This window comes from Sphingomonas citricola, from assembly GCF_019429535.1.
GTDB lineage: Bacteria > Pseudomonadota > Alphaproteobacteria > Sphingomonadales > Sphingomonadaceae > Sphingomonas > Sphingomonas citricola.
Window position 1 is genome coordinate 1 of record NZ_JAHXZM010000005.1, and the last position, 25,041, is coordinate 25,041.

Annotated in this window: 23 protein-coding genes and 1 pseudogene; 13 read left to right on the top strand and 11 right to left on the bottom strand. The window is 65.1% G+C overall.

The genetic code is table 11. The features are described 5' to 3' along the window. Together KZ810_RS12705 and KZ810_RS12710 are read left to right on the top strand one after the other, a co-directional pair. A partial coding sequence (locus KZ810_RS12705) for a DUF2924 domain-containing protein (RefSeq protein WP_219769497.1) occupies positions 1-281 on the top strand: 281 nt, incomplete at its 5' end. Continuing rightward, positions 278-1,930 (top strand): recombinase family protein, encoded by a 1,653-nt coding sequence (locus tag KZ810_RS12710; RefSeq protein ID WP_219769498.1) that lies wholly within the window; start codon positions 278-280, stop codon positions 1,928-1,930. The genes KZ810_RS12705 and KZ810_RS12710, both read left to right, overlap by 4 nt. A 138-nt stretch (positions 1,931-2,068) precedes the next feature. On the opposite strand, the gene KZ810_RS12715 is transcribed toward KZ810_RS12710, so the two are convergent. Continuing rightward, positions 2,069-2,641 carry a glutathione S-transferase family protein gene (locus KZ810_RS12715; RefSeq protein ID WP_219769499.1) on the bottom strand — a complete coding sequence of 191 codons (573 nt, stop codon included), beginning with the start codon at positions 2,639-2,641 and terminating at the stop codon, positions 2,069-2,071. Positions 2,642-2,732: 91 nt separating this feature from the next. On the opposite strand from KZ810_RS12715, the gene KZ810_RS12720 reads away from it, so the two are divergent. Together KZ810_RS12720 and KZ810_RS12725 are read left to right on the top strand one after the other, a co-directional pair. Continuing rightward, positions 2,733-3,437, top strand: a complete 705-nt coding sequence (locus KZ810_RS12720) for a helix-turn-helix transcriptional regulator (protein ID WP_258044884.1) — start codon at positions 2,733-2,735, stop codon at positions 3,435-3,437. Between the two features lie 87 nt (positions 3,438-3,524). Continuing rightward, positions 3,525-4,511, top strand: a complete 987-nt coding sequence (locus KZ810_RS12725; protein ID WP_219769501.1) for an amidohydrolase family protein — start codon at positions 3,525-3,527, stop codon at positions 4,509-4,511. A gap of 16 nt (positions 4,512-4,527) precedes the next feature. Here KZ810_RS12725 and KZ810_RS12730 read toward each other — a convergent pair whose 3' ends face one another. After that, the gene (locus tag KZ810_RS12730; RefSeq protein ID WP_219769502.1) at positions 4,528-5,688 is read right to left on the bottom strand and encodes an FAD-dependent monooxygenase; all 1,161 of its coding nucleotides are present in this window, start codon (positions 5,686-5,688) and stop codon (positions 4,528-4,530) included. 51 nt (positions 5,689-5,739) lie between these two features. Between KZ810_RS12730 and KZ810_RS12735 the strand changes: the two genes are divergently transcribed. The 4 genes from KZ810_RS12735 to KZ810_RS12750 all read left to right on the top strand — a co-directional run bounded on the left by KZ810_RS12735 (position 5,740) and on the right by KZ810_RS12750 (position 12,308). Beyond that, positions 5,740-6,396 carry a TetR/AcrR family transcriptional regulator gene (locus KZ810_RS12735; protein WP_219769503.1) on the top strand — a complete coding sequence of 219 codons (657 nt, stop codon included), beginning with the start codon at positions 5,740-5,742 and terminating at the stop codon, positions 6,394-6,396. A 152-nt stretch (positions 6,397-6,548) separates the two neighbouring features. Then, positions 6,549-8,972, top strand: a complete 2,424-nt coding sequence (locus KZ810_RS12740) for an alpha/beta hydrolase family protein (RefSeq protein WP_219769504.1) — start codon at positions 6,549-6,551, stop codon at positions 8,970-8,972. Between the two features lie 210 nt (positions 8,973-9,182). Next, positions 9,183-11,276, top strand: coding sequence for a catalase (locus KZ810_RS12745; RefSeq protein ID WP_219769505.1), 2,094 nt, complete (start codon positions 9,183-9,185; stop codon positions 11,274-11,276). Between the two features lie 258 nt (positions 11,277-11,534). Further along, complete coding sequence (locus tag KZ810_RS12750) at positions 11,535-12,308, top strand: alpha/beta fold hydrolase (RefSeq protein WP_219769506.1); 774 nt, start codon at positions 11,535-11,537, stop codon at positions 12,306-12,308. Positions 12,309-12,560: 252 nt separating this feature from the next. On the opposite strand, the gene KZ810_RS12755 is transcribed toward KZ810_RS12750, so the two are convergent. The 3 genes from KZ810_RS12755 to dinB are packed head-to-tail and all read right to left on the bottom strand — an operon-like array spanning position 12,561 to position 15,075. Next, positions 12,561-13,475, bottom strand: coding sequence for a 3'-5' exonuclease (locus tag KZ810_RS12755; protein WP_308461551.1), 915 nt, complete (start codon positions 13,473-13,475; stop codon positions 12,561-12,563). Beyond that, positions 13,436-13,999, bottom strand: a complete 564-nt coding sequence (locus KZ810_RS12760) for an alpha-ketoglutarate-dependent dioxygenase AlkB (protein WP_219769507.1) — start codon at positions 13,997-13,999, stop codon at positions 13,436-13,438. The genes KZ810_RS12755 and KZ810_RS12760 overlap by 40 nt, the downstream gene beginning before the upstream one ends. Continuing rightward, positions 13,996-15,075, bottom strand: a complete 1,080-nt coding sequence (dinB, locus tag KZ810_RS12765) for a DNA polymerase IV (RefSeq protein WP_258044886.1) — start codon at positions 15,073-15,075, stop codon at positions 13,996-13,998. Before dinB ends, KZ810_RS12760 begins: the two co-directional genes overlap by 4 nt. A 93-nt stretch (positions 15,076-15,168) precedes the next feature. Between dinB and KZ810_RS12770 the strand changes: the two genes are divergently transcribed. Further along, complete coding sequence (locus tag KZ810_RS12770) at positions 15,169-15,495, top strand: DUF427 domain-containing protein (RefSeq protein WP_506376788.1); 327 nt, start codon at positions 15,169-15,171, stop codon at positions 15,493-15,495. Positions 15,496-15,646: 151 nt separating this feature from the next. Here the strand turns inward: KZ810_RS12770 and KZ810_RS12775 are convergent, their stop codons facing one another. The 3 genes from KZ810_RS12775 to KZ810_RS17395 all read right to left on the bottom strand — a co-directional run bounded on the left by KZ810_RS12775 (position 15,647) and on the right by KZ810_RS17395 (position 17,847). Beyond that, positions 15,647-16,447: a hypothetical protein gene (locus tag KZ810_RS12775; RefSeq protein WP_219769510.1), complete on the bottom strand. Its 801-nt coding sequence runs from the start codon at positions 16,445-16,447 to the stop codon at positions 15,647-15,649. Further along, positions 16,444-16,941 carry a DUF2306 domain-containing protein gene (locus KZ810_RS12780; protein ID WP_219769511.1) on the bottom strand — a complete coding sequence of 166 codons (498 nt, stop codon included), beginning with the start codon at positions 16,939-16,941 and terminating at the stop codon, positions 16,444-16,446. Before KZ810_RS12780 ends, KZ810_RS12775 begins: the two co-directional genes overlap by 4 nt. Positions 16,942-17,046: 105 nt before the next feature. Beyond that, positions 17,047-17,847, bottom strand: a complete 801-nt coding sequence (locus KZ810_RS17395; RefSeq protein WP_219769512.1) for a LytTR family transcriptional regulator DNA-binding domain-containing protein — start codon at positions 17,845-17,847, stop codon at positions 17,047-17,049. Positions 17,848-18,147: 300 nt separating this feature from the next. Here KZ810_RS17395 and KZ810_RS12790 point away from each other — a divergent pair, with 300 nt between their 5' ends. Both KZ810_RS12790 and KZ810_RS12795 read left to right on the top strand, forming a co-directional pair. Continuing rightward, a complete protein-coding gene (locus KZ810_RS12790; protein WP_219769513.1) occupies positions 18,148-19,218 on the top strand; it encodes a DUF5700 domain-containing putative Zn-dependent protease in 1,071 nt (356 codons plus the stop codon). Between the two features lie 204 nt (positions 19,219-19,422). After that, the gene (locus tag KZ810_RS12795; protein ID WP_219769514.1) at positions 19,423-21,012 is read left to right on the top strand and encodes a hypothetical protein; all 1,590 of its coding nucleotides are present in this window, start codon (positions 19,423-19,425) and stop codon (positions 21,010-21,012) included. An 84-nt stretch (positions 21,013-21,096) separates the two neighbouring features. Here KZ810_RS12795 and KZ810_RS12800 read toward each other — a convergent pair whose 3' ends face one another. Together KZ810_RS12800 and KZ810_RS12805 are read right to left on the bottom strand one after the other, a co-directional pair. After that, positions 21,097-21,765: an anti-sigma factor family protein gene (locus tag KZ810_RS12800; RefSeq protein ID WP_258044887.1), complete on the bottom strand. Its 669-nt coding sequence runs from the start codon at positions 21,763-21,765 to the stop codon at positions 21,097-21,099. Beyond that, the gene (locus KZ810_RS12805; protein WP_219769763.1) at positions 21,762-22,298 is read right to left on the bottom strand and encodes an RNA polymerase sigma factor; all 537 of its coding nucleotides are present in this window, start codon (positions 22,296-22,298) and stop codon (positions 21,762-21,764) included. The genes KZ810_RS12800 and KZ810_RS12805 overlap by 4 nt, the downstream gene beginning before the upstream one ends. Before the next feature lie 28 nt (positions 22,299-22,326). On the opposite strand from KZ810_RS12805, the gene KZ810_RS12810 reads away from it, so the two are divergent. Continuing rightward, a complete protein-coding gene (locus KZ810_RS12810; RefSeq protein WP_219769515.1) occupies positions 22,327-23,616 on the top strand; it encodes a S8 family serine peptidase in 1,290 nt (429 codons plus the stop codon). Between the two features lie 92 nt (positions 23,617-23,708). Beyond that, positions 23,709-24,377 carry a hypothetical protein gene (locus KZ810_RS12815; protein ID WP_219769516.1) on the top strand — a complete coding sequence of 223 codons (669 nt, stop codon included), beginning with the start codon at positions 23,709-23,711 and terminating at the stop codon, positions 24,375-24,377. A 192-nt stretch (positions 24,378-24,569) separates the two neighbouring features. Here KZ810_RS12815 and KZ810_RS12820 read toward each other — a convergent pair. Continuing rightward, positions 24,570-25,028 (bottom strand): annotated as a pseudogene (locus tag KZ810_RS12820) (SDR family oxidoreductase); the annotation flags it as partial. Positions 25,029-25,041 lie beyond the last annotated feature (13 nt).

Genomic DNA, 25,041 nt, shown 5'->3' on the forward strand with positions numbered 1-25,041 from the left:
GGGAGCTGCAGGCGCGTGCGCATGGCGGGCTGTCGCGTGAGACCACGCGCACGCTCGACCAGCTCGCACGCGGCGTGACCAGAACACAGCCGCAGTCCGCCGGCATGCGGCTGGTGCGTGAGTGGCAGGGCCGGATGCATATCGTCACCATCGGCGAGGACCAGGTGATCCGCTGGGAGGAGCGAACCTACGGTTCGCTGTCCGAGGTCGCACGCGCGATCACCGGCACGCGCTGGTCGGGTCCTACCTTCTTCGGGCTGAAGAAGCGGGTGGCTGCATGAGTACCCGCGTGCGCTGTGCGATCTACACCCGCAAGTCGAGCGAGGAAGGGCTGGAGCAGAGCTTCAACAGCCTGGACGCGCAACGCGAGGCATGTGGCGCTTACATCCTCAGCCAGGCAAGCGAGGGCTGGGTCGAGATCGCCGACACCTACGACGATGGTGGCCTCTCGGGTGGTACGCTCGAGCGCCCGGCACTCCAGCGGCTGCTCGCCGATGTGGCGAGCGGACGCATCGACATCATCGTCGTCTACAAGGTCGACCGGCTGACGCGCTCGCTGCTCGACTTTGCCAAGCTGGTCGAGGCGTTCGATGCCGCGGGCACCAGCTTCGTCTCGGTGACGCAGTCGTTCAACACCACCAGCAGCATGGGCCGTCTCACCCTCAACATGCTGCTGTCGTTCGCGCAGTTCGAGCGCGAGGTAACCGCCGAACGCATCCGCGACAAGATCGCAGCTTCGAAAGCACGTGGCATGTGGATGGGCGGTGTGCCACCGCTCGGTTACGCACCTGACGGGCGCAGTCTCCGGATTGTCGAGGAGCATGCAACGCTCACCCGGCACGTCTTCGAGCGCTATCTGGCACTTGGCAACGTGCGTGCACTTGCCGAGGAGCTTGCACGTGAGCGGAGATACGCACCGCTGCGCACCCTTACCTCGGGCAAGCAGGTTGGTGGACGCGCCTTCTCGCGCGGGCAGCTCTACCTTATGCTGCGCTGTGTCACCTACACCGGGCAGATCGGCCACCACGGCAAGATCTACCCTGGCCAGCACGTTGCCATCATCGCGTCCACTACCTTCGACGCGGTACAGGCGCTGCTCTCGGTCCGAGCACACCAGCGTCGTGCCAGGACCAACATGCGCGACACCAGCCTGCTTGCCGGCAAGCTCCGCGACGCGGGTGGCGAGCCGCTGATTGCCAGCCACGCGACTACCAACAACCGGCGCTACCGCTACTACGTCAGCCGGGCGCTCCACCACGGTGATGCAACCACCGGCCTGCGCATCCCCGCACGCGAGATCGAGCAGCTTGTCACGCACCATGTCGCACAGCTCTTCGCTGATCCGATCGAGCTTGCCGCCACTGCGTGGCTCGACCTGAGCGCAGGCTCGCTCGCTACCATCGAGGAACATGCCCGGGTGATGTATGCCGAGCTGCAGCGGCGACATGCCCTTGCCGTGACTGACCTCGCCAACAAGATCAGCATCACCGACGCAGGCATCGAGATCAGCCTCGACACCAGCGCCATCGCTGCTTCCATGCACGCCAGCCTACATGCGGATGCACCTGACACCATCACGCTCAGCGTGCCCGCGAGCATCACGCGCTCTGGCCGTGTGCTGCGGCTGGTGCATGACAGCAGCACGCATCAGGCACCCGATCGTGCACTGGTGCGCGTGCTCGTACAGGCGCGTGGCTGGTGGGCAGAGCTGCGCCGCGGTGAGATCAGCGCCGCTCAGCTTGCGGCACGCGAGGGTGTCACGCCGAGTTATTTGACGCGCATCGTGCGGCTCGCCTTCCTCGCACCCGCCGTCACCGACGCCATCCTCAAGGGACGGCAGCGATGCGGTGTCACCGTCAAAACGCTGACGCTGGAAGGCGTACTGCCGGTCAGGTGGGGCGAGCAGCAGGCCATACTGTTAGGTGTATGAGCGTCGGAGTTCGTGCTTTCGGGTAGAATGTCGCAAAAGCCCGGTTTCAGAGTCCAGCCCCCAGCTCCTTATCCCGCGCATTGCTCGCGTGCATGGATCTGGTGCCGAACAATGCCACCGAAAGGCTTTAGACCTGCGCTATTGTGCGGCAGCATTCATCCGTTCGCCACAACGCGCCACCCAGTCACGGATCGCCGGATCCGCGGGCATCATGTCGGCGAACCAGAAGAACGGCGAGCTACACAGCATGTCGGCTGCTGAGAAGCGCTCGCCAAGAAGCCACGGACCGCGCCGGAGCGGCTCGGCCAACCGCTCGATCATCGTGTCGAAGTCGCGTAGGCCTGCGGTGATCGCGGGATGGCCGACATCCGCCCACTTCAGGATCAGCAGCGGTTCTATCACGCCCTGATAGTAGAACAGCCAGGACAGATAGGCACCGCGCTCCGCCTCGCCCGGCAGCGGACCAAGACGGGCGGCGGGGTAGGCGTCGGTGAGATAGAGCATGATGGCGCCCCGCTCGCGCACGGCATCGTCGCCGTCGGTCAGGTAGGGCACCTTGCCCTCCGGATGCGGGTTGGCGGGATCGCGGTCGCCCGATCCGTCCTGCCGCGCGATGGTGACCTCGCGCATCGCTATGTTGGCGCCCAGCATGCGAATAAGCGCCACGACGGTGTCGGAGCGGGAGTTCGGCGAGAAGAAGAGGGTGCGCATCGGGTTGCTCCTTGCTTGTGGTGAGATCATCCTTTTACCAAGGTGCTCCTGACAATTTCGGGCAGCAGGGATGGCACGATCGGATCGACTGATGCGACTGCTGGATGCGCTACGGCGACTGCCCCGGCCGGTGACGGCGACGCGCCTCGCCGCGGAGACCGAGGTCTCGACGCGGCAGCTGTACCGCGACATTGCGACACTCCGGGCGGGCGGCGTGCTCGTCGACGGGACCGCCGGCTATGGCTACACGCTGACTGAGGACCCGGCTCTGCCACCGCAGAGCTTCTCGCGCCTGGAGATCGAAGCGCTGATGCTGGGTGTCGCGAGCCTGGGCCACTTCGGGGACGATCCGCTGACCACGGCGGGACGCAACGCGCTTGCGCGGATCGTCGCCACCCTGCCCGATCGCCAGGCACGACAGGCGGCGCACGCGACGATGCGGTCTTGGCGCCCGCCCGAGACGCGCGCCGCCGTCACCATCGACCTCGGCCTCCTGCGCGAAGCGTGCTGGGACGAGTTCAGCGTCCGCATCGTCTACCGCGATGCGAGCGAGCGGCGAACCGAGCGCGAAATCCTGCCGCTGGGCATGTCGTACAGTCCCAAGACCTTGATGCTGGTGGCCTGGTGCCTGCTACGCGACGCGCATCGGACTTTCGAGGTGCCCCGGATCGAGGCGTTGGACCGGGGCGGCCGCAGCTTCCGACCACGCCGGGTGCAGCTTCTACGAGAGTATGTCGCGCTCAGAACCGCGGAGTGGAGGGGCAAGGAGCAGCAGATTGCGAGATCCTCCGCATGATCGGTGGACTCGGTCGCCGCTGATATCGTGGAAACGAACTCGAGCGCGGTATGTTCGGGCAAGGTCACCCGTCGAGAGATAAAACCCATGCGCCTGATCGCGATTGAAGAGCACGTCCTGCCGGACTTCGTGCGCGACGCGTGGAAGGCCGCGCCGCCGCCGCATGACCCCGTCTCGGCCTTCGCCGATGGCGGTGAGAACGGTCGCCGCCTCGCCGATCTCGGCGACGGTCGAATCGCGCTCATGGACGAGCAAGGCGTCGACGTGCAGGTGCTGTCGCTGACCACGCCGGGGCTCCACAACCTTCCGGCCGAAACGGCAGGCGACACGGCGCGACGCGTCAACGACCTGATCGCCGAAGCGTGCGCGCGTCATCCCCGGCGGTTTCAGGGACTTGCCGCGTTGCCCACCTCCGACCCGGACGCCGCCCCACGCGAACTCGAACGCGCCGTGCGCGAACTCGGACTGAGGGGCGCGCTGCTTTGCGGGCGGACGCGCGAGCGCCACCTGGACCATCCGGCCTTACGACCGATGCTGGCCAAGGCTGCCGAGCTCGGCGTGCCGCTCTTTATCCATCCGCAGACGCCGCCGCCCGCCGTGCGCGAGGCAAGCTACGGCGGGATCGACGAGACCGCCGACATCGCGCTCGCGGCGTTCGGGCTGGGCTGGCATTACGAAGCGGGTTTGGAGTGGGTCCGGCTCGCCGCGGCGGGTGTGTTCGATGAACTTCCTACGCTGCAAATTATCCTCGGCCACTGGGGTGAGGTCGTCCTCTTTTACCTCGAGCGTACGTCCACGGTGCTCGGCCGCGCCCTCGCTCTCGAACGCTCGCTGTTCGACTACGCGCGGCAGAACCTCTACGTGACGGGCAGCGGCATGTGGAGCGGAGACTATCTACGGCGCTGCCTCGCGATCGTCGGGCCCGAACGGCTGCTGTTCTCGACTGACTTCCCTTACCAATACAGAGAAGGCGGCGAGCCACGCCGCTTTCTGGAGAAGATACCGCTCGACGAGACGAGCCGCGCCGGCTTCGCGCACGCGAACTGGGAGCGCCTGACGGGAACCGCCGCATGATGATCGGATCGGCGGGCTACCAGCCCATGTCGCCTGCCGCGATCTCCCGATTGCGCTCCGACAGTTCAGCCTCGTCGACTGGACACATGGTCGACATGCCCTCGGTCGCGGCGCGTTCCTGGATCTCCTCGACGAACGGCCGAAAGCCCTCTTCATAGTGTCGGAACGCCAGCGGCAGATCGTCGGGATGTCGCTCAAGCGCGGCCGCCAGATGGCCGGCACCGATGATCGCCATCGAGCCGCCGAGACCCGCGAGCGGCGAGACGCAATAGCCCGCGTCGCCCACCAGCACGACCCGCCCGCGCGACCAGCACGGCATCCTGATCTGGTTGATCCGATCGAAGTAGAAGTCATCGTCACCGGCCGAGGCCGCGAGCATGGCCGGCACCTTCCAGTTCAGATCGTCGAAGAGGTCGTGGATCATGCGACGTTGCTGCCCTCGGTCACGATGGTCGTAGGCGATCTCGCTGTCGGTCCGGAAGCCGAAGCCGATGTCGGTGCGATCGTCATACCCGTTGAGCATCGCCATCCGCCCGGGCGTGCGGAAGACCTCCGTCGTGTTAGGATCCAGCAGGTCGGTCCGCGGCACCACTTTGAGAAAGAAGTAGCCGCCCATGAAGTGGGTAAACCGGTCGCCGCCGCCGAACGCCAGCCTCCGCGTGTTGGAACGGTTGCCGTCGCAGCCGACCACTACGGCGAAGTCGCGCTGCTCTCCGTCACTGAACGTCACCGATAGGCCGCCGGCGTGTTCTTCGAGCGTCGCGATGGACCTGGCGAACGTCAGTTCCACCAAGCCGGTCACCGCGTCGGACAGGATGTCGAGCAGGTCGTCGCGGTGGATCTCGTAGCGCTCCTGCGAGGCGTGATCGCCGCTAGCGCCGATCGAACCGAGCGTCACATCCTCAGCGTCCTTGAACGCGAAACGGCGCGACGGCAGCGCCTTGGCCCGGACACGATCTACCAGACCCATCCGCGCCAGGATGTCGATCGTCTCGCCCTCGATGTCGACCGGCGTTCCACCGCGCCGCAGCGCTGGCGCCGCTTCGACGACGGTGACGTCATACCCCAGGCGGTTTAGCCAGAAGGCGGTCGCCAAGCCGGCGAAGCCGGCACCGCTTACGAGGGCAGCGTCTCGGTCGTTCCCGACGACCTCGGGCACATGGGTTGACGAAAGCATGACTACCCCTTCAAGATGAACACACTACATACATGTACCGAGTACATATAGGTGCGCAAGCCAGAAAGGCACGCGGAATTGGATCGACGGACCCGCAAGCGACTGGTCACGCGTCAGAAGATATCGGATGTCGCGACGCGCCTGTTCATGGAACGAGGCTTCGATGGCGTGACCATCGACGAGATCGCGAACGCCGCCGATGTCGGTCGGATGACCGTGTTCAACCACTTTCCCCGTAAGGAGGACATGTTCTTCGACCGCGAGGACGAGATCCGGGAACTGGCGTTCGACGCCGTCCGCTCGCGCTCGCCCGGCACGTCGCCGGTCCAAGCGTTGTTGATGCTCGCCCATACGATGGTTGAGCAGCCATCCGAGATCTTTCCCCCTTTTGAAGAGACGCGCGCTTTCGTCGAGACGGCTCAGGCGAGCGAGACGTTGAAGGCGCGGGCGCGTCAGATGCGGGACGACTTCACACGCGACCTCGCGGCTCTGTTCGCGGGCGAAGTAGGCGACGAGGGGGATGGATCAATCGCCTATCTTGCCGCGGCGCTTGTCACCGCAACGTGGAGCACCGCCTTCCTGCAGGCGCACGCGGCGCTGCGAAGAACAAGCGATTCGCAGGCAGTGAAGGCGATCTTTTTAGCGATGATCGATCGCGGTGCAGTGGCCACGCTTGCCGCTCTTAGGGGCACAGCCCTCGCGCGTTGAAGAGACCCACTTGCGGTCATTCCACTGCTAGCGCGGGCACCCGACTTTCGGCCACTCGTTCAGGTTGTTGCTACACGCATGTCGCGGTATTCGCTGGTGAGCGTTCCCGCCGCGTGGCACACGAACTCAGCTCGCATAACAAGGGGTTATCAATGCGCGTCGGTGTTTGCCTGATCGCTCTCCTCCTCACCACCACTGCCGCCGCCGCGCAGGTGACCGGCACAGGCTACCACCGCGCGCCCGACGCCATCGCCAAAACGCTCGAGACGCCGCCAACGCCGGCAGTCGCGGTCAGCCCCGATCACCGGACCCTGGCGATCCTCGAGCGCGAGAACCTGCCGACGATCGCCAACCTCTCGAAGCCCATCCTGCGCCTCGGCGGCTACCGCATCGATCCCGCGACCAACGGCCAAGCCGAAGTCCGCGTTCAATGGCTGAACGGTCTCAGCTTCAAGGATATAGGCACCGGACGAACAGTCCGGGTGGCGTTGCCGGCTGGAACGCGCTTCGCCTCGCCCGACTGGTCGCCCGACGGCGCTCTTCTTGCCTTCTACGCGCAAGGGGTGGACGGTCTGTCACTGTGGGTCGCCGAGCGCGACGGCACCGCCCGAACCATCGCGAAGGGGTTGAACGGCACCTTTGCAACGCCGTTCGTCTGGGCGCCCGACAGCCGAGCACTCATCGTCAACACCATCCCTGCCGGCCGCGGCGCGGCGCCCGCCGCCGCCACGACCCCGACCGGCCCGATCGTGCAGGAGAGCGCCGGCCGCACCTCGGCCGCGCGCACCTACGAGGATCTGCTCGGCGATGCGCACGACGAGGCCTTGTTCGACCATTATTTCACCGGCCAACTCGTGCGCGTCGCGCTTGACGGCAATGTGTCGCCGATCGGCGCACCGGGGCTTTTTGCCGACTTCAGCGTCTCGCCCGACGGCCGCTACCTGCTGACCGAGCGACTGAAGCGTCCCTATTCCTACCTGCTTCCCGCCACCTTCTTCCCGACCGAGATCGCGGTATCGACCATCGATGGCCGCCCGGTGAAGACGCTCGCCGACCGCCCGCTCGCCGACGATCTGCCGGTCGACTTCGATGCGACGGTGAAGGGCCCGCGCGAGGCGACGTGGCGCTCCGATGCGCCCGCGACGCTCGTCTGGGCGGAGGCGCTCGACGGAGGCAACCCGCGCGCCAAGGTCGCCTTCCACGACAAGGTGATGATGCAGGCCGCGCCTTTCGACGCCGCGGCAGTCGAGCTCGCGCAGACCCCCGCCCGTTACGCGACGACGATGTGGGGCGACGACGGCTTTGCGATCGTCGTCGACCGCGAGTGGCGGACGCGTACCGAGCATCGCCAGGCGGTCGCCCCCTCGCGGCCGGGGCAGGCCAGGATGCTGCTGACGCGCAACTACCAGGACCAATACGGCGATCCCGGCGACCCGATCGTCGAGGAGAACGCGGCGGGCAAGCCGGTCATGCGCTTCACCCCGCGCCACGACGCCGTCTACGTCACTGGCGCGGGCGCGACCAAAGCCGGTGCCTTCCCCTTCCTCGCTACCATGCCGCTGGCGGGCGGCGAGCAGACGCGGCTGTGGACGGCGAAGGCGCCCTATTACGAGCCGGTCGTCGCGATGCTCGACGACACGGGCAAGCGCATCCTGACCCGCCGCGAAAGCGCCAAAGCCCCGCCCAATTACGTCATCCGCACCGTCAAAGGCGGCGGCGCCAAGCTGGTCACCGCCTTCCCCGATCCTGCCCCGGTATTCGCGGGCGTCAGTCAGCGCACGATCACCTACGCGCGCGCCGACGGCGTGCCGCTGTCGGGGACGCTCTACCTCCCCGCGGGCTATGACGCGAAGCGCGACGGGCCGCTGCCGACGCTGCTCTGGGCCTATCCGGCCGAGTATACCGACGCGAAGGTCGCCGGACAGACGGTCGACCAGGGCAACCGTTTCGTCCGCCCGCGCGGGATCAGCCACCTGTTTCTCCTCACTCAAGGCTACGCGATCCTTGACAACCCTGCGATGCCGATCATCGGCGAGGGTGGTGCGGAAGCGAACGACACCTACGTCAAGCAACTCCGCGAGGATGCCGAGGCCGCGGTTGACGCGGTCGCAAAGCTCGGCGTCGGCGATCGCAACCGGATGGCGGTCGGCGGCCACAGCTACGGCGCGTTCATGACGGCCAACCTGCTTGCCCACACCGACCTCTTCCGTGCCGGCATCGCGCGCTCGGGCGCGTACAATCGCACGCTGACCCCCTTCGGCTTCCAGGCCGAGCAGCGCACCTATTGGCAGGCGACGTCGACCTATACCGAAATGTCGCCCTTCACCTACGCCGACCGGATCAAGGAGCCGATCCTCCTCATCCACGGTGGCGCCGACGACAACAGCGGTACCTTCCCGATCCAGTCGGAGCGGATGTACGCCGCGCTGAAGGGCAACGGCGCGACCGTCCGCTACGTCGTCCTTCCCAACGAACCCCACGGCTATCGCGCGCTGGAGTCGACCGAGGAAACACTCTGGCAGATGACCGATTGGCTCGACCGTTACGTCAAACCGAAAACGCCTGCCTCGAAGTAGCGCGATAGGCTAATCAGATGCAGCAACTGCCGTTCGCAGGTTTCCTCGCGAACGCATTCGGACCGTGGTTTAAGCCACGCGCTTTTACGACCCGCGTGCAAATCATGATTTGAATCAAGGCAGTAAATCACTGGTGCCAAGGGGGCTTATCGGTCCGCGCCGCGTTGGGATGCTGACGTCCGCTTACGCGACCGCCCTAAGGAAATCTTCATGACCGATCACGCCCCCGAGCAACTGCGCACTGGTAATGGCGGGGAGACCCATCAGGTTGCGGATGACGATCACCCGGTGCTCACCACCAATCACGGCACGCCAATCAGCGACAACCAGAACCAGCTGAAGGCGGGTGCCCGCGGTCCGGTGCTGCTGGAGGACGAGGTCTACCGAGAGAAGATCAATCATTTTGATCACGAGCGTATTCCCGAGCGCATCGTCCACGCGCGCGGATCGGCCGCGCACGGCTATTTCGAGTGCACCGATAGCCTAGCCGACATCACCGTCGCCGACCTGTTCCAGAAGAAGGGTCAGCGCACCGAGGTGTTCACCCGCTTCTCGACGGTTGCGGGCGGCGCGGGTTCGATCGACACGCCGCGCGACGTGCGCGGCTTCGCGGTCAAGTTCTATACGCGCGAGGGCAATTGGGACCTCGTCGGCAACAACATCCCCGTGTTCTTCATCCAGGACGCGATCAAGTTTCCCGACCTGATCCATGCCGCCAAGATGGAGGCCGACCGCGGTTACCCGCAGGCGGCGACCGCGCACGACACCTTCTGGGACTTCATCTCGCTGATGCCCGAGTCCACCCACATGATCATGTGGGCGATGTCGGACCGCACGCTGCCGCGCACCTTCGCCAACATGGAGGGGTTCGGGGTCCACACCTTCCGCTTAATCAACAAGGAAGGGAAGAGCACCTTCGTCAAGTTCCACTGGAAGCCGAAGGCGGGCCTCGCGTCGACGATCTGGGACGAGACGGTCAAGATCGCGGGCGCGGATCCCGACTTCCAGCGTCGCGACCTGTTCGAGCGGATCGAGCGCGGCGACTATCCCGAGTGGGAGCTAGGCGTGCAATTGTTCGACGAAGAGTTCGCGAACAGTCAGCCATACGACGTACTCGACGCGACCAAGATCATCCCCGAGGAGGTGCTGCCGGTCCGCATCGTCGGCAAGATGGTGCTCGACCGCTACCCCGATAACTATTTCGCCGAAACCGAACAGGCCGCGTTCGTGCCGAGCCATGTCGTGCCGGGCATCGGCTTCTCGAACGATCCGCTGCTGCAAGGGCGATTGTTCAGCTACACCGACACGCAGCTGTCGCGGCTCGGCTCGGTCAACTTCCATCAGCTGCCGATCAACTCCGCCAAGGGCCGCGCCGAGGCGGCGGGTTGCCCGTTCATGAACCAGCAGCGCGACGGGCACATGCAAATGGCGGTGTCGAAGGGTCGCGCCAATTATGAGCCGAACAGCCTGGCGAATGTTGGCGAACCCGGCGGAGCGCGCGAGGATTCGCACGGCGGCTACAAGACCTTCCCTTCGGAGGAGCAGGGTCAGAAGCTGCGCGTCCGCCCTGAGAGCTTTGCCGACCATTACAGCCAGGCACGGCTGTTCTTCCGGTCGATGGACCCGGCCGAGCAGGCACATATCGCCTCTGCTCTAGTGTTCGAGCTGAGCAAGGTGTCGCTCGAGCACATCCGCACCGCAATGATGGCCAACCTGCGCAACGTCGATGAAACGCTTGCGCGGCGGGTCGCCGACGGGCTGGCGATGGATCTTCCCAAGGCATCGAAGACGGCCGCGCCAGTGCTCGACATGGATCCGTCGCCTGCGCTGCGGATCATTCGCGGTCCGCGGGAAAAGCACACGCTGGAGGGACGCACCGTCGGCATCCTTATCGCTGACGGCACCGACGCCGATGCTCTCAAGACGCTGAAGGATGCGGTTAAGAAAGCTGGCGGTCGCGCGATGACGATCTCCCCCAAGGTTGGCGCCGTCCCGCTCTCCGACGGCTCGACGGTGAAGGCAGATGCGCAACTATTCGGCCAGCCGTCGGTGACGGTCGACGCTTGCGCGGTCATCCTGTCGGGCGAGGCGACCGCCAAGCTCACGAAGGAAGGCGCTGCCGTCCAGTGGGTGATGGATGCCTTCGGTCACCTGAAGGCAATCGGCGCCAACGACGAAGCTAAGCCGCTGCTCGGCAAAGCAGGCGTGGAGCCCGACGCCGGCGTGACCGATCTCGCCGACTTCGTCGAAGCCGCGAAGAAGCGCTACTGGGATCGCGAGCCGAGCGTCCGGACGCTTGCCTAACATCTACATCGCTGGCTGCTTAAGAAGGCAGCCAGCGATGATTCAAAATCGGCCATTCAGTGCAAGCGTAGTGCTAACTCGCAGGCGGTCGCTTGTTCATGTTCAATGACCCTTTTCTAAACAGGCAGCCTTTCCCGGCCTCACCGCCTGCCGGCGCGGGCCTATAAGCCGATCTCCAGCGCCCGTCGGCCGATAAAGGCCGGGCCCGCGAAGCAACCTGGCTCGTTGAGCGTCTTACAACGACGAGGCGGAGACGGCATGAACACGATCGAGCGCGGCACTGGTCGCACGCTGCTTCTGATCCACGGCCTGGGCGGGAGTTGGCGATCGTGGAGCACCGTCTTGGGGCCACTCAGCGCCGCGCGGAAGGTCATCGCGGTCGACCTTCCCGGCCATGGGGCTACCCTTGCTGAATCCGACAGCGGGACGTTCAATGGTCTGGTCGGCAGCGTCGAGCGTCACATCGCGGAGGCTGGCTTGTCCGGCGTCGATGTCGTCGGCAGTTCGATGGGCGCGCGGATCGTGCTTGAGCTCGCGCGGCGCGGACTCGTCGGCAACGTCGTCGCGCTGGATCCAGGCGGTTTCTGGCGAGGCTGGGAGCGCACCTTCTTCAGGACCACCATCGGCGCCTCCGGTCGCTTGCTGCGGGCCATCCGACCAGGCCTGCCGGCGTTGAGCCGGAATGCAGCGTCGCGCACGGCGCTGCTCGCTCAGCTCTCCGCGCATCCTTGGGCGCTTGACGGGGAGACCGTCGCGACCGAGCTGGGAGGTCTCAGTACAACGCCAACGTTCGATGCGCTGGTGCAGAGCCTTGCCACGGGACCTGAGCAGTCCGGTCCCGCCGCTGCCGGCACTGGCCGGGTCGTCATCGGGTGGGGCAGGCACGACCGGCTTTGCCTCCCCAGACAGGCTGCGCGCGCGCAGGCAGCCTTTCCCGGCGCCGAGCTCCACTGGTTTGATGGCAGCGGCCACTATCCGATGTGGGACATGCCGGAGGAAACCGTCGCCGTCATTCTCGACGCGACGCGGTGATGCTCTTAAGGAAGAGCATTGCGCTGCGGGTGGTGTGATCGTTTGAGACCTCGCTTTCTTGGTCGCGGCTCGCGCACAACCGGTTTCCCGCTGAACAGTCCGCGTGGAGGCGGCTGGGGACGAACTTAACGAGGAGAGGCTGCAGCGCGACCTGCCCGGCAGACTTGCGGCCGCCAGGACCCATTTTCGGTCGTTCGGCGCATCAGAGATGATCACCATCTTCGGACATTCGTTCAGACCACGGGGAGCTGACTAGCAACGGTCACCGAGTTGGTCGCCCAGCTCAGTCTCCGTGCAGATCGAAATGGCCGCCCCCGTCTCTCGTAACGCATTCGCCTGGCGATACTGAGCATGGGCAGTGACGAAGCGTCCGAAAGGCTGCCTGTCGCTGATCACCAGCCGCGTCGTGCTGACACCGACTGCGGCCATGATGCGTGCCCCCTCGCCAGCCAGACGGCGTGCGATAGGGCCGTTGCGAGGCTCGCCGAGGATGACGATGCGTTCTCCCTTGAGTGGGCCGTCTGGCGCGGGTGGCGGCGCCTTGACGCGGGATAGACTGCTCGGCGCGAGCCAGCCGGCGAGGTCCATGCCGGTATGCTCCATGGCGCGCACGATCACCATGCCCGCCGCCCGCGCGTCACTCAGCGCGTCGTGATGCTTGTGCGGCAGTCCCAAAAACCGCGTCAGCACGTTGAGCCTGTGGCTCGGCAGATCGGGCCACGCCCGTTTCGCCACGCGCACGCTGTCGAGCCAGGTCGTCGCGATCGGATCGCACCGATGGAGCATACAGGCGGCGGCCAGCGCGCCTTTGTCGAACAGCGAATGCGCGACGGTGATCCGGCCGGACAGATGACCCGCGATGATCGCATGAGCGTCGGCGAACGTCGGCGCGCCCGTCACATGATCTGCGGTGATGCCGTGGATGCGCGTGTTGAACGACGAGAAACGCTCGCACGGATCGAGCAACGTCTCATAGGCGAAGGTCTCGCGACCGTCCCTGAACCCAACGATCCCGATCTGGCAGATGCTGCTGACCTGCGAGCACGACGTCTCCACGTCGACAACGACGAACTCGGGTGCGTCGATGCGACCGACCTGCCCCGCCACGGGCGCTCCTGTCGTTCCGGTCATCGCATGTCCGCCAAGCTGCGGAAGGTGATCGACCATCGCGGTCGTGCCATCGGTTCGATGCTGTGCTCCCATTCGTGTCGCGCCGGCCCGGTCATGTGATAGCCGCCGCGCGGTTCGAGCGGCACCGACGCGCGCTCTAACCCGGCGGTGCGCCGCCGCCGGAAGCGCATGGTGGCGGGCTCGCCGAGCGACAGGCCGACGACATCGCCGTAGATCGGCCGGTCGCGATGCCAGCCGATCCCCGCGCCCGAATCGTAGCGGATCAGCAGCGCCTGGATCAGCGCTGCCGGTGCCAGGCCGGCGAACCCGGCCGCGTGGTCGCCGATGGGGAACAGCCAATCCGGCATCGGTGGGGCGTCCTTGGGTCGGCCCTCCTCGAAATCGTAGCTCCAGCCGAACGAGGTCGTCAGCCGCTTACCCGTCCAGCCCTGGAACCGGAACGGCGCAAGATCGGTGGCATCGATCCGGTCGATCAGCAGACGCTCCTCATCCACGCTGATCAGCGACGCTCGTTGCGCGAGACCCGGCAGCAGCGGCGCGTCGAAAAGGTCGAGCATCATGCCGCCGCCTCGACGAAGATCGGCAGTTCGTCGGTGGTCTCGGCTGTCACCGCCGCGAAGTTGGAGACGGTCACGCCGACCAGCCGTATGCCCTTCTCCGCCGGCAGCACCGACCGGATCAGCGCCAGCGCAGCGCCGTACAACGCATCGCGGCTGGTCACCGGCACGGGCTGGCTGCGACGCCGCGTGAGCTGATGGAAATCGGCATATTTCACCTTCACCGTCACCGTTCGGCCGAACGCCTGCCGGCTCTCGCACCAATGCCAGACATCGTCCGCCATCCTGAGCACGCCCGCCTCAATCTCCGCCGCCTCCGTCAGGTCGCGGTCGAAGGTCGTCTCCGATCCGGAAGACTTGCGTACGCGGTTTGGATTGACCAAGCGATCGTCCTCACCACGCGCAATCGCGTGATACCATTCGGCGGAGCTGCCGAAATGCTGCTGGAGGAATGCCAGCGACTTGGCCTTGAGGTCGGCGCCCGTCTCGATTCCCAGCCGCTTCATCTTCCCCGCCGTCACCGGGCCGACGCCGTGAAAACGGCTGACCGGCAGCGTCTCGACCCAAGCCGCGCCCATCTCCGGCGTCACCGCGAACTGGCCATTGGGTTTGCGATGATCGGAGGCTAGCTTGGCGAGGAACTTGTTGTACGAGACCCCAGCCGACGCGGTCAGCCCGGTCGCGGCCAGGATGTCGGCGCGGATCGCCTTGGCGGTCAGCCAGGCGGTGTCCAGCCCGCACTTGTTCGCGGTGACGTCGAGATACGCCTCATCGAGCGACAGCGGCTGGATCAGGTCCGTGTAGCGTGCGAAAACCTCATGGATCTGGCGCGACACGTCGCGATACACCTCGAAGCGCGGCGGCACGAAGACGAGGTCGGGGCAGCGGCGCAGCGCGGTGACCGACGGCAGCGCGGAGCGCACGCCGAACGCCCTCGCCTCGTAGCTCGCTGCGGCGACGACGCCGCGCGCGGCGGCATGGCCGACTGCGACCGGCTTGCCGCGCAACGCCGGATCGTCGCGCTGCTCAACCGACGCAAAGAAGGCGTCCATGTCGACGTGGATGATCTTGCGTACCATCATGCCACCTTGTACGCTAAGCGGAACACATTGTGAACATTCTGGTAGATGCGCTGGGGCATGCCGCGTCGGAGGCGCCGCGCCGGCTTGACCATGCGCCCACGCGGCCCGACCTTGCCCCTGCAAAGGAGACGCACGATGGTCGAGGCACGGTGGAACGGCGCGGTGATCGCCAGGAGCGACGATACCGTGGTGGTCGAAGGCAACCACTATTTCCCAGTCGACAGCGTCGACGCTGCATTTCTAAAGCCCAGCGACAAGACGACGATCTGCCCGTGGAAGGGAACGGCCCATTATCACAGCCTGCACGTGGCTGGTGTCGAGAACACCGACGCTGCTTGGTTCTATCCCGAGCCCAAGTCAGCGGCAGAGGAGATCCGAGGTCGCATCGCGTTCTGGAAGGGTGTGAAGGTAGCCTAGCAACGACCTCCCGCGATCGTGCCCGTTGAGACCCACAAGCGGACATTCGCCGCCGATCTACGACCGCTTAGTTCCGGCCGCTTGTTAATCTTCGAGGCACGTGCCGATCCGCTCGACACAAGCCGGAGTACGAACGCCGTTCCTAATAGCGCTACAAGGCTATGCCTGGTCCGAGAATTGCTACGAATGTCACCGTCGCGACGATTGCAGCGCCTAGCAATGCCCAGTTCGGGCGCAACCGTTCTAGCTCTATCGTCGTCGGCTTCACGAAGCGGGCAAGACTAAACAATCCGGCGTTGCCACCAAGCGCTACCCCGACCGATGCACCAATTGTTGATCGCCAATCGCTTCCTGCCGCCAGCGCGGCGCCCAACGAGATAACACCTGTCGTGATCCACACGATGACGGCCAGTCGACGCGATTTCACCTCGAGGTTCCTGCCGTCGAGCGTTTGCGACAACATCCGTGCGGCGGCGCGGATGATGCCATAGTATCCAGCCACCCCGATGATCGCGAGCGTACCGCGGGCTACAGTAGGATGAGCGACATCTGCCATCACTCCTTGGGCGTTCCAGTCGCCAATCTGAAAAATGGCAGAGAAAACGAGGTAACCGAATGCGGTCAGCCCGTTGAGCGTGAAAACGATCCATCCGGCCAAGCGCCGCCGTGTCGCACCATCCTTCGTCCAACCGTACCATCCCACCGCCGCCAGGGCGGCGTTGACCGCAGTCCCAGCCCCGGCCACGATCCGCTGGTCCCAAAGAGACATCAACAAGCGATCGCAGCTGAAGTGGAAGGTGCTCCAACGTGTCGGATCGCCCCCCATCGCGGTACAGGCCAGGCCATGCCCCAGTCCCTCATGCAACGTAGCCGCCGCAACCCACGCCAGCGCCGCCAGCGCGACGACGTCGGTGACCGGCAGGCACTGCTCCGCAGTTGAACGTGACGTCATGCCCGCACCAGCGGCTGGCTCGTCCGCGTGCGCACCAGCCAGGCGCCAGCGACGAACAGCGAAACGTTAAGCACGATCATGAGCGGCCAGTGACTGCGCGGATCAGCGATCCTGCTGACACCCATCATCGGGTTGACCAATAATACGGTTACGAAGGCCATCCACAGGCCAACATAATTCATTGTCATTCGCCGCTGGTGCGTGAGCAGATCGGTGACCTCACGGGTCCGCCGCCAGCGCCGCATTGCGAGCATCCCCAGCGTTAGCGTGGCGAGGTTCAATAGGGCGATGATGTGGAAGACGTTAGGCCGCCCGGTCAGGTCGTACATCGACAACGCGGTGCCATTGATCGCTAGGATCGCGGCACCATAGATGCCGCCAAGGCGTCGATGCTGCGGGGTGCCCTTAGGCGATATCAACACAAAGGCCCCGCTGACCAGCGCTACGCTCCCCATCACAACGTGCGCCGTTCCAATCGCCGATATTGAACCCATCACCTTGCCCCCGTCTCTCAGAAGTGCGGTGCTGGTCGATGGAGCAAAGGGAGGAAAGCTAGGATTGCGTCAGAAAAGCAGGAATTTCGCGAGACGGGATTGGCGTTACGCCGGTCCGCTGCGATCAAGCCAACCACGCGCGCGGCAAAGCCCCACGCTTGTTTCGCTTACCGGTATACGAGAGCCGTCGACGAGGTTTAACGACCAGCGCCGGCCAATGCGATCCCATCCTTTGACGGCTTGGTCAGCGACCCACGCACCGCGATGAACCTGCGCACCCGGCACCTCTACCAAGTCGCTCACCGCATCCCGAAAGCGATAGTGTAACAGCAACGACGTGCCCCCTCGCACGGTCAGACGGCAATAATGATCCTCGGCACGCACGGACAAGAGGTCGGTAGCGACGATCCCCGCGCGCGAGAGAACGTTGGGTACGATAGTCGGCGTCATCGATAGTGGCGTCGGCGCGGGGGCAATCCCATCGCTCCCATGCTTGATGGCCGTGTGTCGCGCCCGTGCTGCGCGGAGTAAGAACATGACGAAGCCCGTCGCTAGCAGACCGTAAGCGAAAGGCTTCCATTCAAGCGTCGCATCAGTTCGCCCCATCAACCGGTGAAGCAGCGGCACTTCGATCGCGAGCAACACGTTCAGGATGATAGCGCTGAGCACTGTTCGATCCGCGCTTTCGCGAGCACTCGGGCTGAACCGCCGCCAAGCAGACCAGCCAAGCATGTTTGCGCCGACCAACGCCCCCCAGAAAGCTAGCGCATTCAAGGAGCCAAATGCCGCAGCGACGTCAAAAGCATTGACGATCACCAGCATGACGGTGACGCCTAGCCAAATGAACGTCGGTACCAAGGATGGTGCCGACATGGTCTCGGATAGCGTCGTGGCGGCCTTGATCACGTTATCTCGCAGCTCGAACAGTCGATGGAGCGCCTTAGGCGCGCCGCCCTTCCACGTCGATCGCGCTGGCGACGCGGAACCTTGTAAAGCAGGATCGGTCGCAATCGGACGTCTGTATAGCCGTAAGTGCAGGTGATCGAGCGTCACCGTAGGATTGATTATGTCCAGCAACCATGCCTGTGAGATGCAGCATCTTTCACAAGGCATGAGATACCCTATGTATTGACTACACCTGTAGTCATTCTATGCTCGGACGTGGGTGGGAGAGTGGAAATGCGGCGGTGGTGGCAATTCGCATGGATGGCGCTGTTCGTTGGTGCGCAAGCGGCAGCAGCTGAGAACGTCACGGTATCGGTCGACGCGACGGCGGCGACGGCCGTCCTCACCGCGGTTCGCAACCCGACCCTGTCGATTGACGAAGCCATGCAGGTGGCGAAACTGCCGGGCAATCAGGGGCTGATCCGAAAAGCAAAGTCCTATGGCAGGACGGCAAGTGATCAACTCTTCGCGCAAGCCCTGGTAGCCGCGGCTCATCATGACACGTCGTTCGTTGACGTCAGTAAGTTCCGGTTTGACGATGTCCGCGACCACGCCGCAGCAACTGAAGATGCGCTGACGAAGCTGAATGATCCAAGGCTTCACCTTCTAGACGCGGTAAAGGCGCGCATTGCCGCATTCACATCCCCTACGCTAAAAGGTCGCGTCACGGGCTATCTGATCGTTGGTGGCACGTCGGGCGGTTTCGCGTTTGGCGAGCCGCAGTTCTTCCTCAACCTCGATCGCTTTCCGTCAGCCGTGCTGGCTTCCACGATCATGAAGCATGAACTCTACCATGCAGTGCAGGCGCTGGCACGGGAGGCGTATCAGGAGAGGCTAGGCCAAGAACGATGCATTGCCGCTGCTCCGCACGGGACAGACATCGCAGCTTTTTTCGCCTCGCTGTCGGCCGAGGGCACCGCAAGCTATGTCGGCGATGTCCTCTCGTTACCTGAGCATGGCACCGATGCTGCGACAAGCAAGGAGCGAGCGCGGGTCGTACGCAACATTGACATGGTGGACCGCAGCATCGTCCAGCTCGAATTGTCTATACATGGCCTCACCTCTGGTGCCGCTGTGACGCCCGAGGAAGTATATGGTCTCGGCTTTTACGGCGATGAGGTGCTCTATGCGCTTGGCTATGTCATGGCCCGTGCGATCGCGCAGGAGCAAGGCAACGGCGCGATCGCTGAGCTTGCCGGCGCACCGGGTGCGATATTCGTGGAGCGCTATGCGAGCCTGAAAGGCTACGGCAAGAGCGACGCGATGCCCGCGCTCAAGCCCGAGACACTGCAATGGGCGCAGGCTTTGGCCAGATGCAGCACCTCACCTTAACGCACGCCCGGTACTGATAAGGCATCAACTATAACGATTGCTGCCTCGAGTCGGATGCTGGTCATATTCACTTGCGACCGACAAATAAATGGTGGTTGATTTCGCAACCCTAAGGCTTGGCCAGGTTACTTTTGCATCTAGCTTAACGCAGCTTAATGCCTCACCCCTATTCGTCTTCAACATCCTCATAGGATGAGAACCTTGATGAAGTTAGATCTGATCGCTGTCATTGCTGTTGCAATCTTGGCTAGCGGTGATGCAGCGGCTCAGGTTCAGCAGACTGCCACGGTTGAAGCTCGTACTGCGACGGATGGAGTGGCGGTCACCTGGCATCTTGCTAGGCCAGTCACGGAAGTTACGTTTCACGAAGCGGACATCATTCGCGATCGCTGGACCATCGCGACGCCAGGTCTGGCGATCGAGAAGGGCATCGTCCGCTCGAAGCGTCCCTTCGATACCTTCCAGATTCTTATCGCGCCAGACGCGGCCGAGGTCGACCGAGTCTACATGGGTTTGACCAAAGTCGGCACCGGCGTAATCCTATATGGGCCGGGCGTAGCGCTGAAGGACGTTGAAACGACCCTGACGTTGCGCCCCGGAGCTGGCGAGGTGGTCTTGCCTGGTGAACGCGCGATTGAAGGCTACGCGTACCTCGGCCCCGAAACAGCGGTCACGCACAAGGCAGGCGGCGCTGTGGTCGCCGGCGCCTCGGTTCCTGCCTCCCTATCGCAGTTGATGAGCGACGGATTCTTCAAAGCTCAGGCTTTCTACGGTGCGAGACTAGGGCGGGCCCTGCCCTATGAGCCGACTTTGGTTGTCACCACCGATAGCCCCGGACCGACTGTGTTTCGTGGCGACGTCACCAATACCGGGGTGATCGCCACGCGCTTCTTCGGCACGTCGTGGGCCGAGCCAGCGCCGGATGTAATGGATCAGTTGTCTACCTTTGTGTGGCACGAGACCTTCCACCTGTGGAACGGTCACGGCATCTTGCTGAAGGATGGTGAAACTGCGCCTTGGCTGCATGAGGGCGCCGCCGAGTACGGCGCGTTGGTTGCCGCTTCCACGTCGGGTGCGACCAACGAAGATCAGGCAAAATCTTCTGTGGCCAGACGTCTTAATGGATGTCGGTCGGCGCTAGGCGACCGCGATTACGACCCGCAGAAACTGCGATCCGGCTCTGCGGTCTACGATTGCGGCGTGGTGGTCCAATGGATCGCAGATCTTGAGATGCGCAAAGCTACCCATGGCCGGCATGACATCTTCAATCTGTGGAACGCCATGCTGGCTAGAGGGCGCAGCGGTGCCGGTTACGGTGTCGCTGACTTTCGTGCTGCGCTGACACAGAATAGCGCCGTGAAGATACTTCTGGATGGACGGGGAGCCGACCGCTGGGCATCGCTCGAAGCACGGCTATCGAGATTGGGTGTCTCCCTCGCGAATGCGCCGGGACGGGGCGATTACCGACGCGCTGCACTTCTGCACCTGACCGCCCAGAGTTGTACCGGAGCTACCGGCTTCTACACCGTGCCGGAAGGAGTGAAGCTCGACACGGGCGTTAGATGTGGTGTGCTGTCGGGTGATCCCGTGGTGGCTCGGATCGAAGACCATGATCCGATGGCCGACGCTGAAGCCATGTTCCGTGCCGTCCAGGCACGATGTGCGCGTGCCGCACCGATCCGCTATCGCTTCCAAGACGGACGCACGGTCGAAGCAGTGTGCTCGCTGCCCCTACCAGATCCTAAAGCGTGGACTATCACGACTGCACCGAGAATGGCGACGCGCTCGAATTGACCCACAACCGGTCATACGAGAGCGAACTCGACCGCTCGCAGAGCGGACGCTCATTCATGATAGATGGCTAAGTTAGGCGCGACGCTACCGCCACCCACGTGCACGCGCCGCTTGCTCCTGATCGCGGTCGAACGGTTCACCCGCGATCATCGCTGTCACCGCCGCCATAGCGACCGGTTCGCTTCCAGCCATGCGATAGTCGGTGCGCGCGCCCGCTGCACCTTCGCCATAGCGGAGGTGCCAAAGGCCATCGTCCTTGCAGGCGACTCCGGACAAGCGGCTTGCCGTGAAGCTGCGGCAATAGCGACCCGCGCGGTCGCGGAACGACAACGCAACCCGCACCGTCGCGCCGTCGCCCGAGAGCTGTTGATCGAGCGCCCGGCCGAGCGCCGGCGAGAGAGCGAGGGCATCCGCATTATCGCTGATCCCACCCGACCGCGGCACAAGCTGCCCCAGCAGCACGCCACCCACCAGCGATGCGGCGAGCGCCGCAGGTATCCAGCGCCGCGGCCGACGCGCGCGCTCCGCCCGCTGCGCACGAACATCGGCCAGCGACACCACCTCCGCCGCTGCCGGCATCGCCAGCGTTGCGAATGCTGCGTCGAAGCGCGCGCGCATGTCGCGATGCGCCTCCGCCAGCTCGGCCAGCGCCGGATCGCCTGCCACCGCACGCGCCACCCGATCCGCCTCCGCGGACGCGAGTTCGCCATCGATCCACGCGATGATCGAGGCCTCGTCGATCGTGTTGATCATGATGCGTTCTCCAGCATGGCGCGCAGCGCCTGTCGACCGCGCACGAGCCGGCTGGTCAGCGTACCGGCCGGGATGTCGAGCACGCCCGCCGCCTCCGCATAGCCAAGCCCTTCGATCATCACGAGCGCCACCGCTTCGCGCTGTTCGTCGGGCAGGCGTTCCATTGCGCGCATGAGATAGCCGAGCTCCACCGAGGCCTCGGCCGCACCGGACATGCCGATCGCGAGCCCCTCCTCCTCGGGTGCCAGCACGCTCGTGTGCCGCTGTCGCGCCCGCGCGGTATCGACCCATAGATTACGCATGATGCGATAGGACCACGCCACGAAGTTCGTGCCAGGTTCCCACTGCGCACGCGCGCGCAGCATCCGCTCCGCCGTTGCCTGAAGGAGATCGTCGGCATCCGTTGCATCACGCGAGAGCCCGTGCGCAAAGCGACGCAGCCGCGGCATCACGCTTGCCAGCTCGTGCTCGAATGCGGTCAATCGTTGTGCCCTCGTCCATGCGGATGAAACGACACCCGCTCCTCGTTTCATCCGTTGAGACGTGGAAAAAGGAAAGCGGATGCGGCGAATCACCTTCTTGTCGACGGTTGCAGGCGCGCTGGCGCTGGTGGCTGCCCCCGCGGCGGGCCAGCTGCTCGGCGGCTTGCCTGTGGGTCGACCGCTTGGTGGCTTGACCGGCCCGCTGCTCGGCAACGACACCGCCACCCGTGCGGCCGTGACGGCGCCGCTCGACATGGTGCGCACCGCGATCCCGGACGCGCCGCCCGCCAGCCTCCTGTCGCTCCGGCGCGACCGGCTGCGCCAGTTGGTTCGCACGAACCGCGACGTGCTCGACACCGACGACGATGGCAATCCCGTGCGCCGTGACGTGATCGTCGGCATCGATCTATCCGACACCGCGCTCGCTGCCGCGCGTGATGCGGGGTTCCGCGTCATCGATAGTGTCGCGCTTGAGTCGCTTGGTTTTCGCACGACGACGTTAGCAGCACCGAAGGGCACGTCGGCGCGCAAGGCGCTCTCGCGGCTGCGCGCCGTGAACCCGACCGGCAGCTACACGCTCGACCACGTCTATCAGCCCGCCGGCGGGGCGTTGGCGCTCGCACCCGCCGAGGCGATCGAGCACGGGTCGGCGGGGGAACCCGTTATCGGCCTGATCGACGGCGGGGTGGGTGCGCATCCCGCATTCAAGAACGCACGTCTGGAGCAGCGCGGCTTCGCCGGCGCGCCGCGTCCGAGCGGGCACGGGACGGCGGTTGCGTCGCTGCTCGTCGGCGCCGCGGGCGCGTTTCGCGGCGCCGCGCCGCGGGCCTCGCTGCTGGTAGCCGACGTCTACGGCGGATCCGCCGCGAACGGCTCGGCGGCGGCGATCGTCCGTGCGATGGCATGGCTGGCGCAACGCAATGTGCGCGTCATCAACGTGAGCCTCGTTGGACCACCGAATGCGCTCCTGGAAGCGGGAGTGAAGGCGCTATCGGCGCGCGGCGTCGCCGTCGTTGCTGCGGTGGGGAACGACGGGCCGGCGGCGCCACCGCAATATCCCGCCTCCTATCCCGGCGTTGTCGCGGTCACCGGCGTGGACGCGCGTAGCCGCGCGCTCATCGAAGCAGGGAAGCCGACGCACCTCGACTTCGCCGCGCCCGGTGCGGAGATGGCCGGCGCGGTGCCGGGCGGCGGGTGGGAGGCGCTGCGCGGCACGTCGTTCGCCGCACCCCTCGTCGCCGCGCGCCTCGCCTTGCGCGGCAGCGTCGAGGCGCTCGGCGGAGAAGCGCGTCCGGGCGCCGGTCGGGTCGGTCGCGGCATCGTGTGCGGGGACTGCCGCACGCCGCCGCGTGCCGTCGGGATCAGGTGAGAAAAAAGGCACGCGCCGGGATGAAGTGCGGGAGCGCCATCGTTTCCCTTCTGAGGCCGCGACACACGCGGTCACCAACAAGGAGGCAGACGATGACCAAGGCTTTTTCCACCGCCGCAGCCCTGCTGCTGATCGGCGCCGCCATGCCCGCGAACGCGCAACTGCTGGGTGGCGCGGGCGGCAATCTGGGTGGCTCGCTCGGCGGTGCGGTGTCGCAGACGCTCGGCAGCACGGGATCGATCGGCAGCACGTTGGGCTCCGCGACCGGCAGCATGTCGAACGGCATCGACACATCGGGAAGCGCGCGCGCCAACAAGTCGGTCGACAGCCGCTCGGGCAAGGTCTCGGCAGACGCCGGCCTCGCGGGCACGGTGACGCGGAGCACCGATGCGGCGATCGGCGCCAATGATGCCAACGGGAACGGGCTTGCGGGGAGCACCAGCAACAACAGCAGCTCGAGCGTCGACAAGAGTGCGAGCGGCAGCGCGCAACTCATCGGCACCGACCAGGTCGGGAACGCAGTGGCATCCACCCGCAACACCGCGATGGGCGCCGCCGATACGGCGCGCACCCGCGCGATGGGCGCGGCGAACACCGCTCGCGACCGCGCGAGCAATGCGGCCAGTAGCGCGCGCAGCGCCGCCGCGAGCGGCGCTGGTCAGGCGACCGGTGCGCTCGCTGGCGCGGTATCGGGTGGTGATGCGTCGCTTACCGGCAGCGGCTCCGGCACCGCGAGCGGCAGCGTCGACGCGCACCACTGAGCTGCGCCCAAGATACAAAAGCCGGTGGCGCGATCTGCGCCACCGGCCTTCTTTGACCCAAAATCGGCCACTCAGGTCCATTTGTTAGCTTCCCGTGACCGGACATACGTTCATCGCGGTCCGACGAGCTGATCGTATCGGCGAACCCGTCGTTTGGGGCGTGCCCGCTACGGCACCGGCATGCCCAAGCACTCACATGTCCGCTGCGGTCGGACGTACGATTACCTCATTGATGTCGACACCCTCCGGCTGCTCAATGGCATAGCGAACGGCTCGCGCGATCGCGTCCGGCGTCAGCGACTTCTTCCGCCATCCGGTCAGTGCCGCCGCAACGTCAGGATCGGTGATGTCATGACCCAACTCAGTGGCGACCACACCCGGCGAGATCAACGTCGAACGGACCTCGTCATGCTCCTGCCGCAGCCCCTCGGTAATCGCGCGCACAGCATGTTTGGTGGCGCAATAAACCGCGGCGGTCGGCATTACCATGTGCGCCGCAACCGAGGCGACGTTCACCACATGGCCGCTTCGCTGAGCTACGAACCGCGGCAGGACCGCAGCGATGCCATTGAGGACGCCATGGATGTTGACGTCGACCATCCGCTTCCAGTCATCGCGCTTGAGTGCAGCGAGCGGCGAGAGCGGCATCACATCCTAGTGATAA

Coding starts and splice junctions, on each gene's coding strand:
- KZ810_RS12710 (WP_219769498.1), top strand. CDS start 278: ATGAGTACCCGCGTGCGCTGTGCGATCTACACCCGCAAGTCGAGCGAG.
- KZ810_RS12715 (WP_219769499.1), bottom strand. CDS start 2,641: ATGCGCACCCTCTTCTTCTCGCCGAACTCCCGCTCCGACACCGTCGTG.
- KZ810_RS12720 (WP_258044884.1), top strand. CDS start 2,733: ATGCGACTGCTGGATGCGCTACGGCGACTGCCCCGGCCGGTGACGGCG.
- KZ810_RS12725 (WP_219769501.1), top strand. CDS start 3,525: ATGCGCCTGATCGCGATTGAAGAGCACGTCCTGCCGGACTTCGTGCGC.
- KZ810_RS12730 (WP_219769502.1), bottom strand. CDS start 5,688: ATGCTTTCGTCAACCCATGTGCCCGAGGTCGTCGGGAACGACCGAGAC.
- KZ810_RS12740 (WP_219769504.1), top strand. CDS start 6,549: ATGCGCGTCGGTGTTTGCCTGATCGCTCTCCTCCTCACCACCACTGCC.
- KZ810_RS12745 (WP_219769505.1), top strand. CDS start 9,183: ATGACCGATCACGCCCCCGAGCAACTGCGCACTGGTAATGGCGGGGAG.
- KZ810_RS12750 (WP_219769506.1), top strand. CDS start 11,535: ATGAACACGATCGAGCGCGGCACTGGTCGCACGCTGCTTCTGATCCAC.
- KZ810_RS12755 (WP_308461551.1), bottom strand. CDS start 13,475: ATGGTCGATCACCTTCCGCAGCTTGGCGGACATGCGATGACCGGAACG.
- KZ810_RS12760 (WP_219769507.1), bottom strand. CDS start 13,999: ATGATGCTCGACCTTTTCGACGCGCCGCTGCTGCCGGGTCTCGCGCAA.
- dinB (WP_258044886.1), bottom strand. CDS start 15,075: ATGGTACGCAAGATCATCCACGTCGACATGGACGCCTTCTTTGCGTCG.
- KZ810_RS12770 (WP_506376788.1), top strand. CDS start 15,169: ATGCGCCCACGCGGCCCGACCTTGCCCCTGCAAAGGAGACGCACGATG.
- KZ810_RS12775 (WP_219769510.1), bottom strand. CDS start 16,447: ATGACGTCACGTTCAACTGCGGAGCAGTGCCTGCCGGTCACCGACGTC.
- KZ810_RS12780 (WP_219769511.1), bottom strand. CDS start 16,941: ATGGGTTCAATATCGGCGATTGGAACGGCGCACGTTGTGATGGGGAGC.
- KZ810_RS12790 (WP_219769513.1), top strand. CDS start 18,148: ATGGCGCTGTTCGTTGGTGCGCAAGCGGCAGCAGCTGAGAACGTCACG.
- KZ810_RS12795 (WP_219769514.1), top strand. CDS start 19,423: ATGAAGTTAGATCTGATCGCTGTCATTGCTGTTGCAATCTTGGCTAGC.
- KZ810_RS12800 (WP_258044887.1), bottom strand. CDS start 21,765: ATGATCAACACGATCGACGAGGCCTCGATCATCGCGTGGATCGATGGC.
- KZ810_RS12805 (WP_219769763.1), bottom strand. CDS start 22,298: ATGAAACGAGGAGCGGGTGTCGTTTCATCCGCATGGACGAGGGCACAA.
- KZ810_RS12810 (WP_219769515.1), top strand. CDS start 22,327: ATGCGGCGAATCACCTTCTTGTCGACGGTTGCAGGCGCGCTGGCGCTG.
- KZ810_RS12815 (WP_219769516.1), top strand. CDS start 23,709: ATGACCAAGGCTTTTTCCACCGCCGCAGCCCTGCTGCTGATCGGCGCC.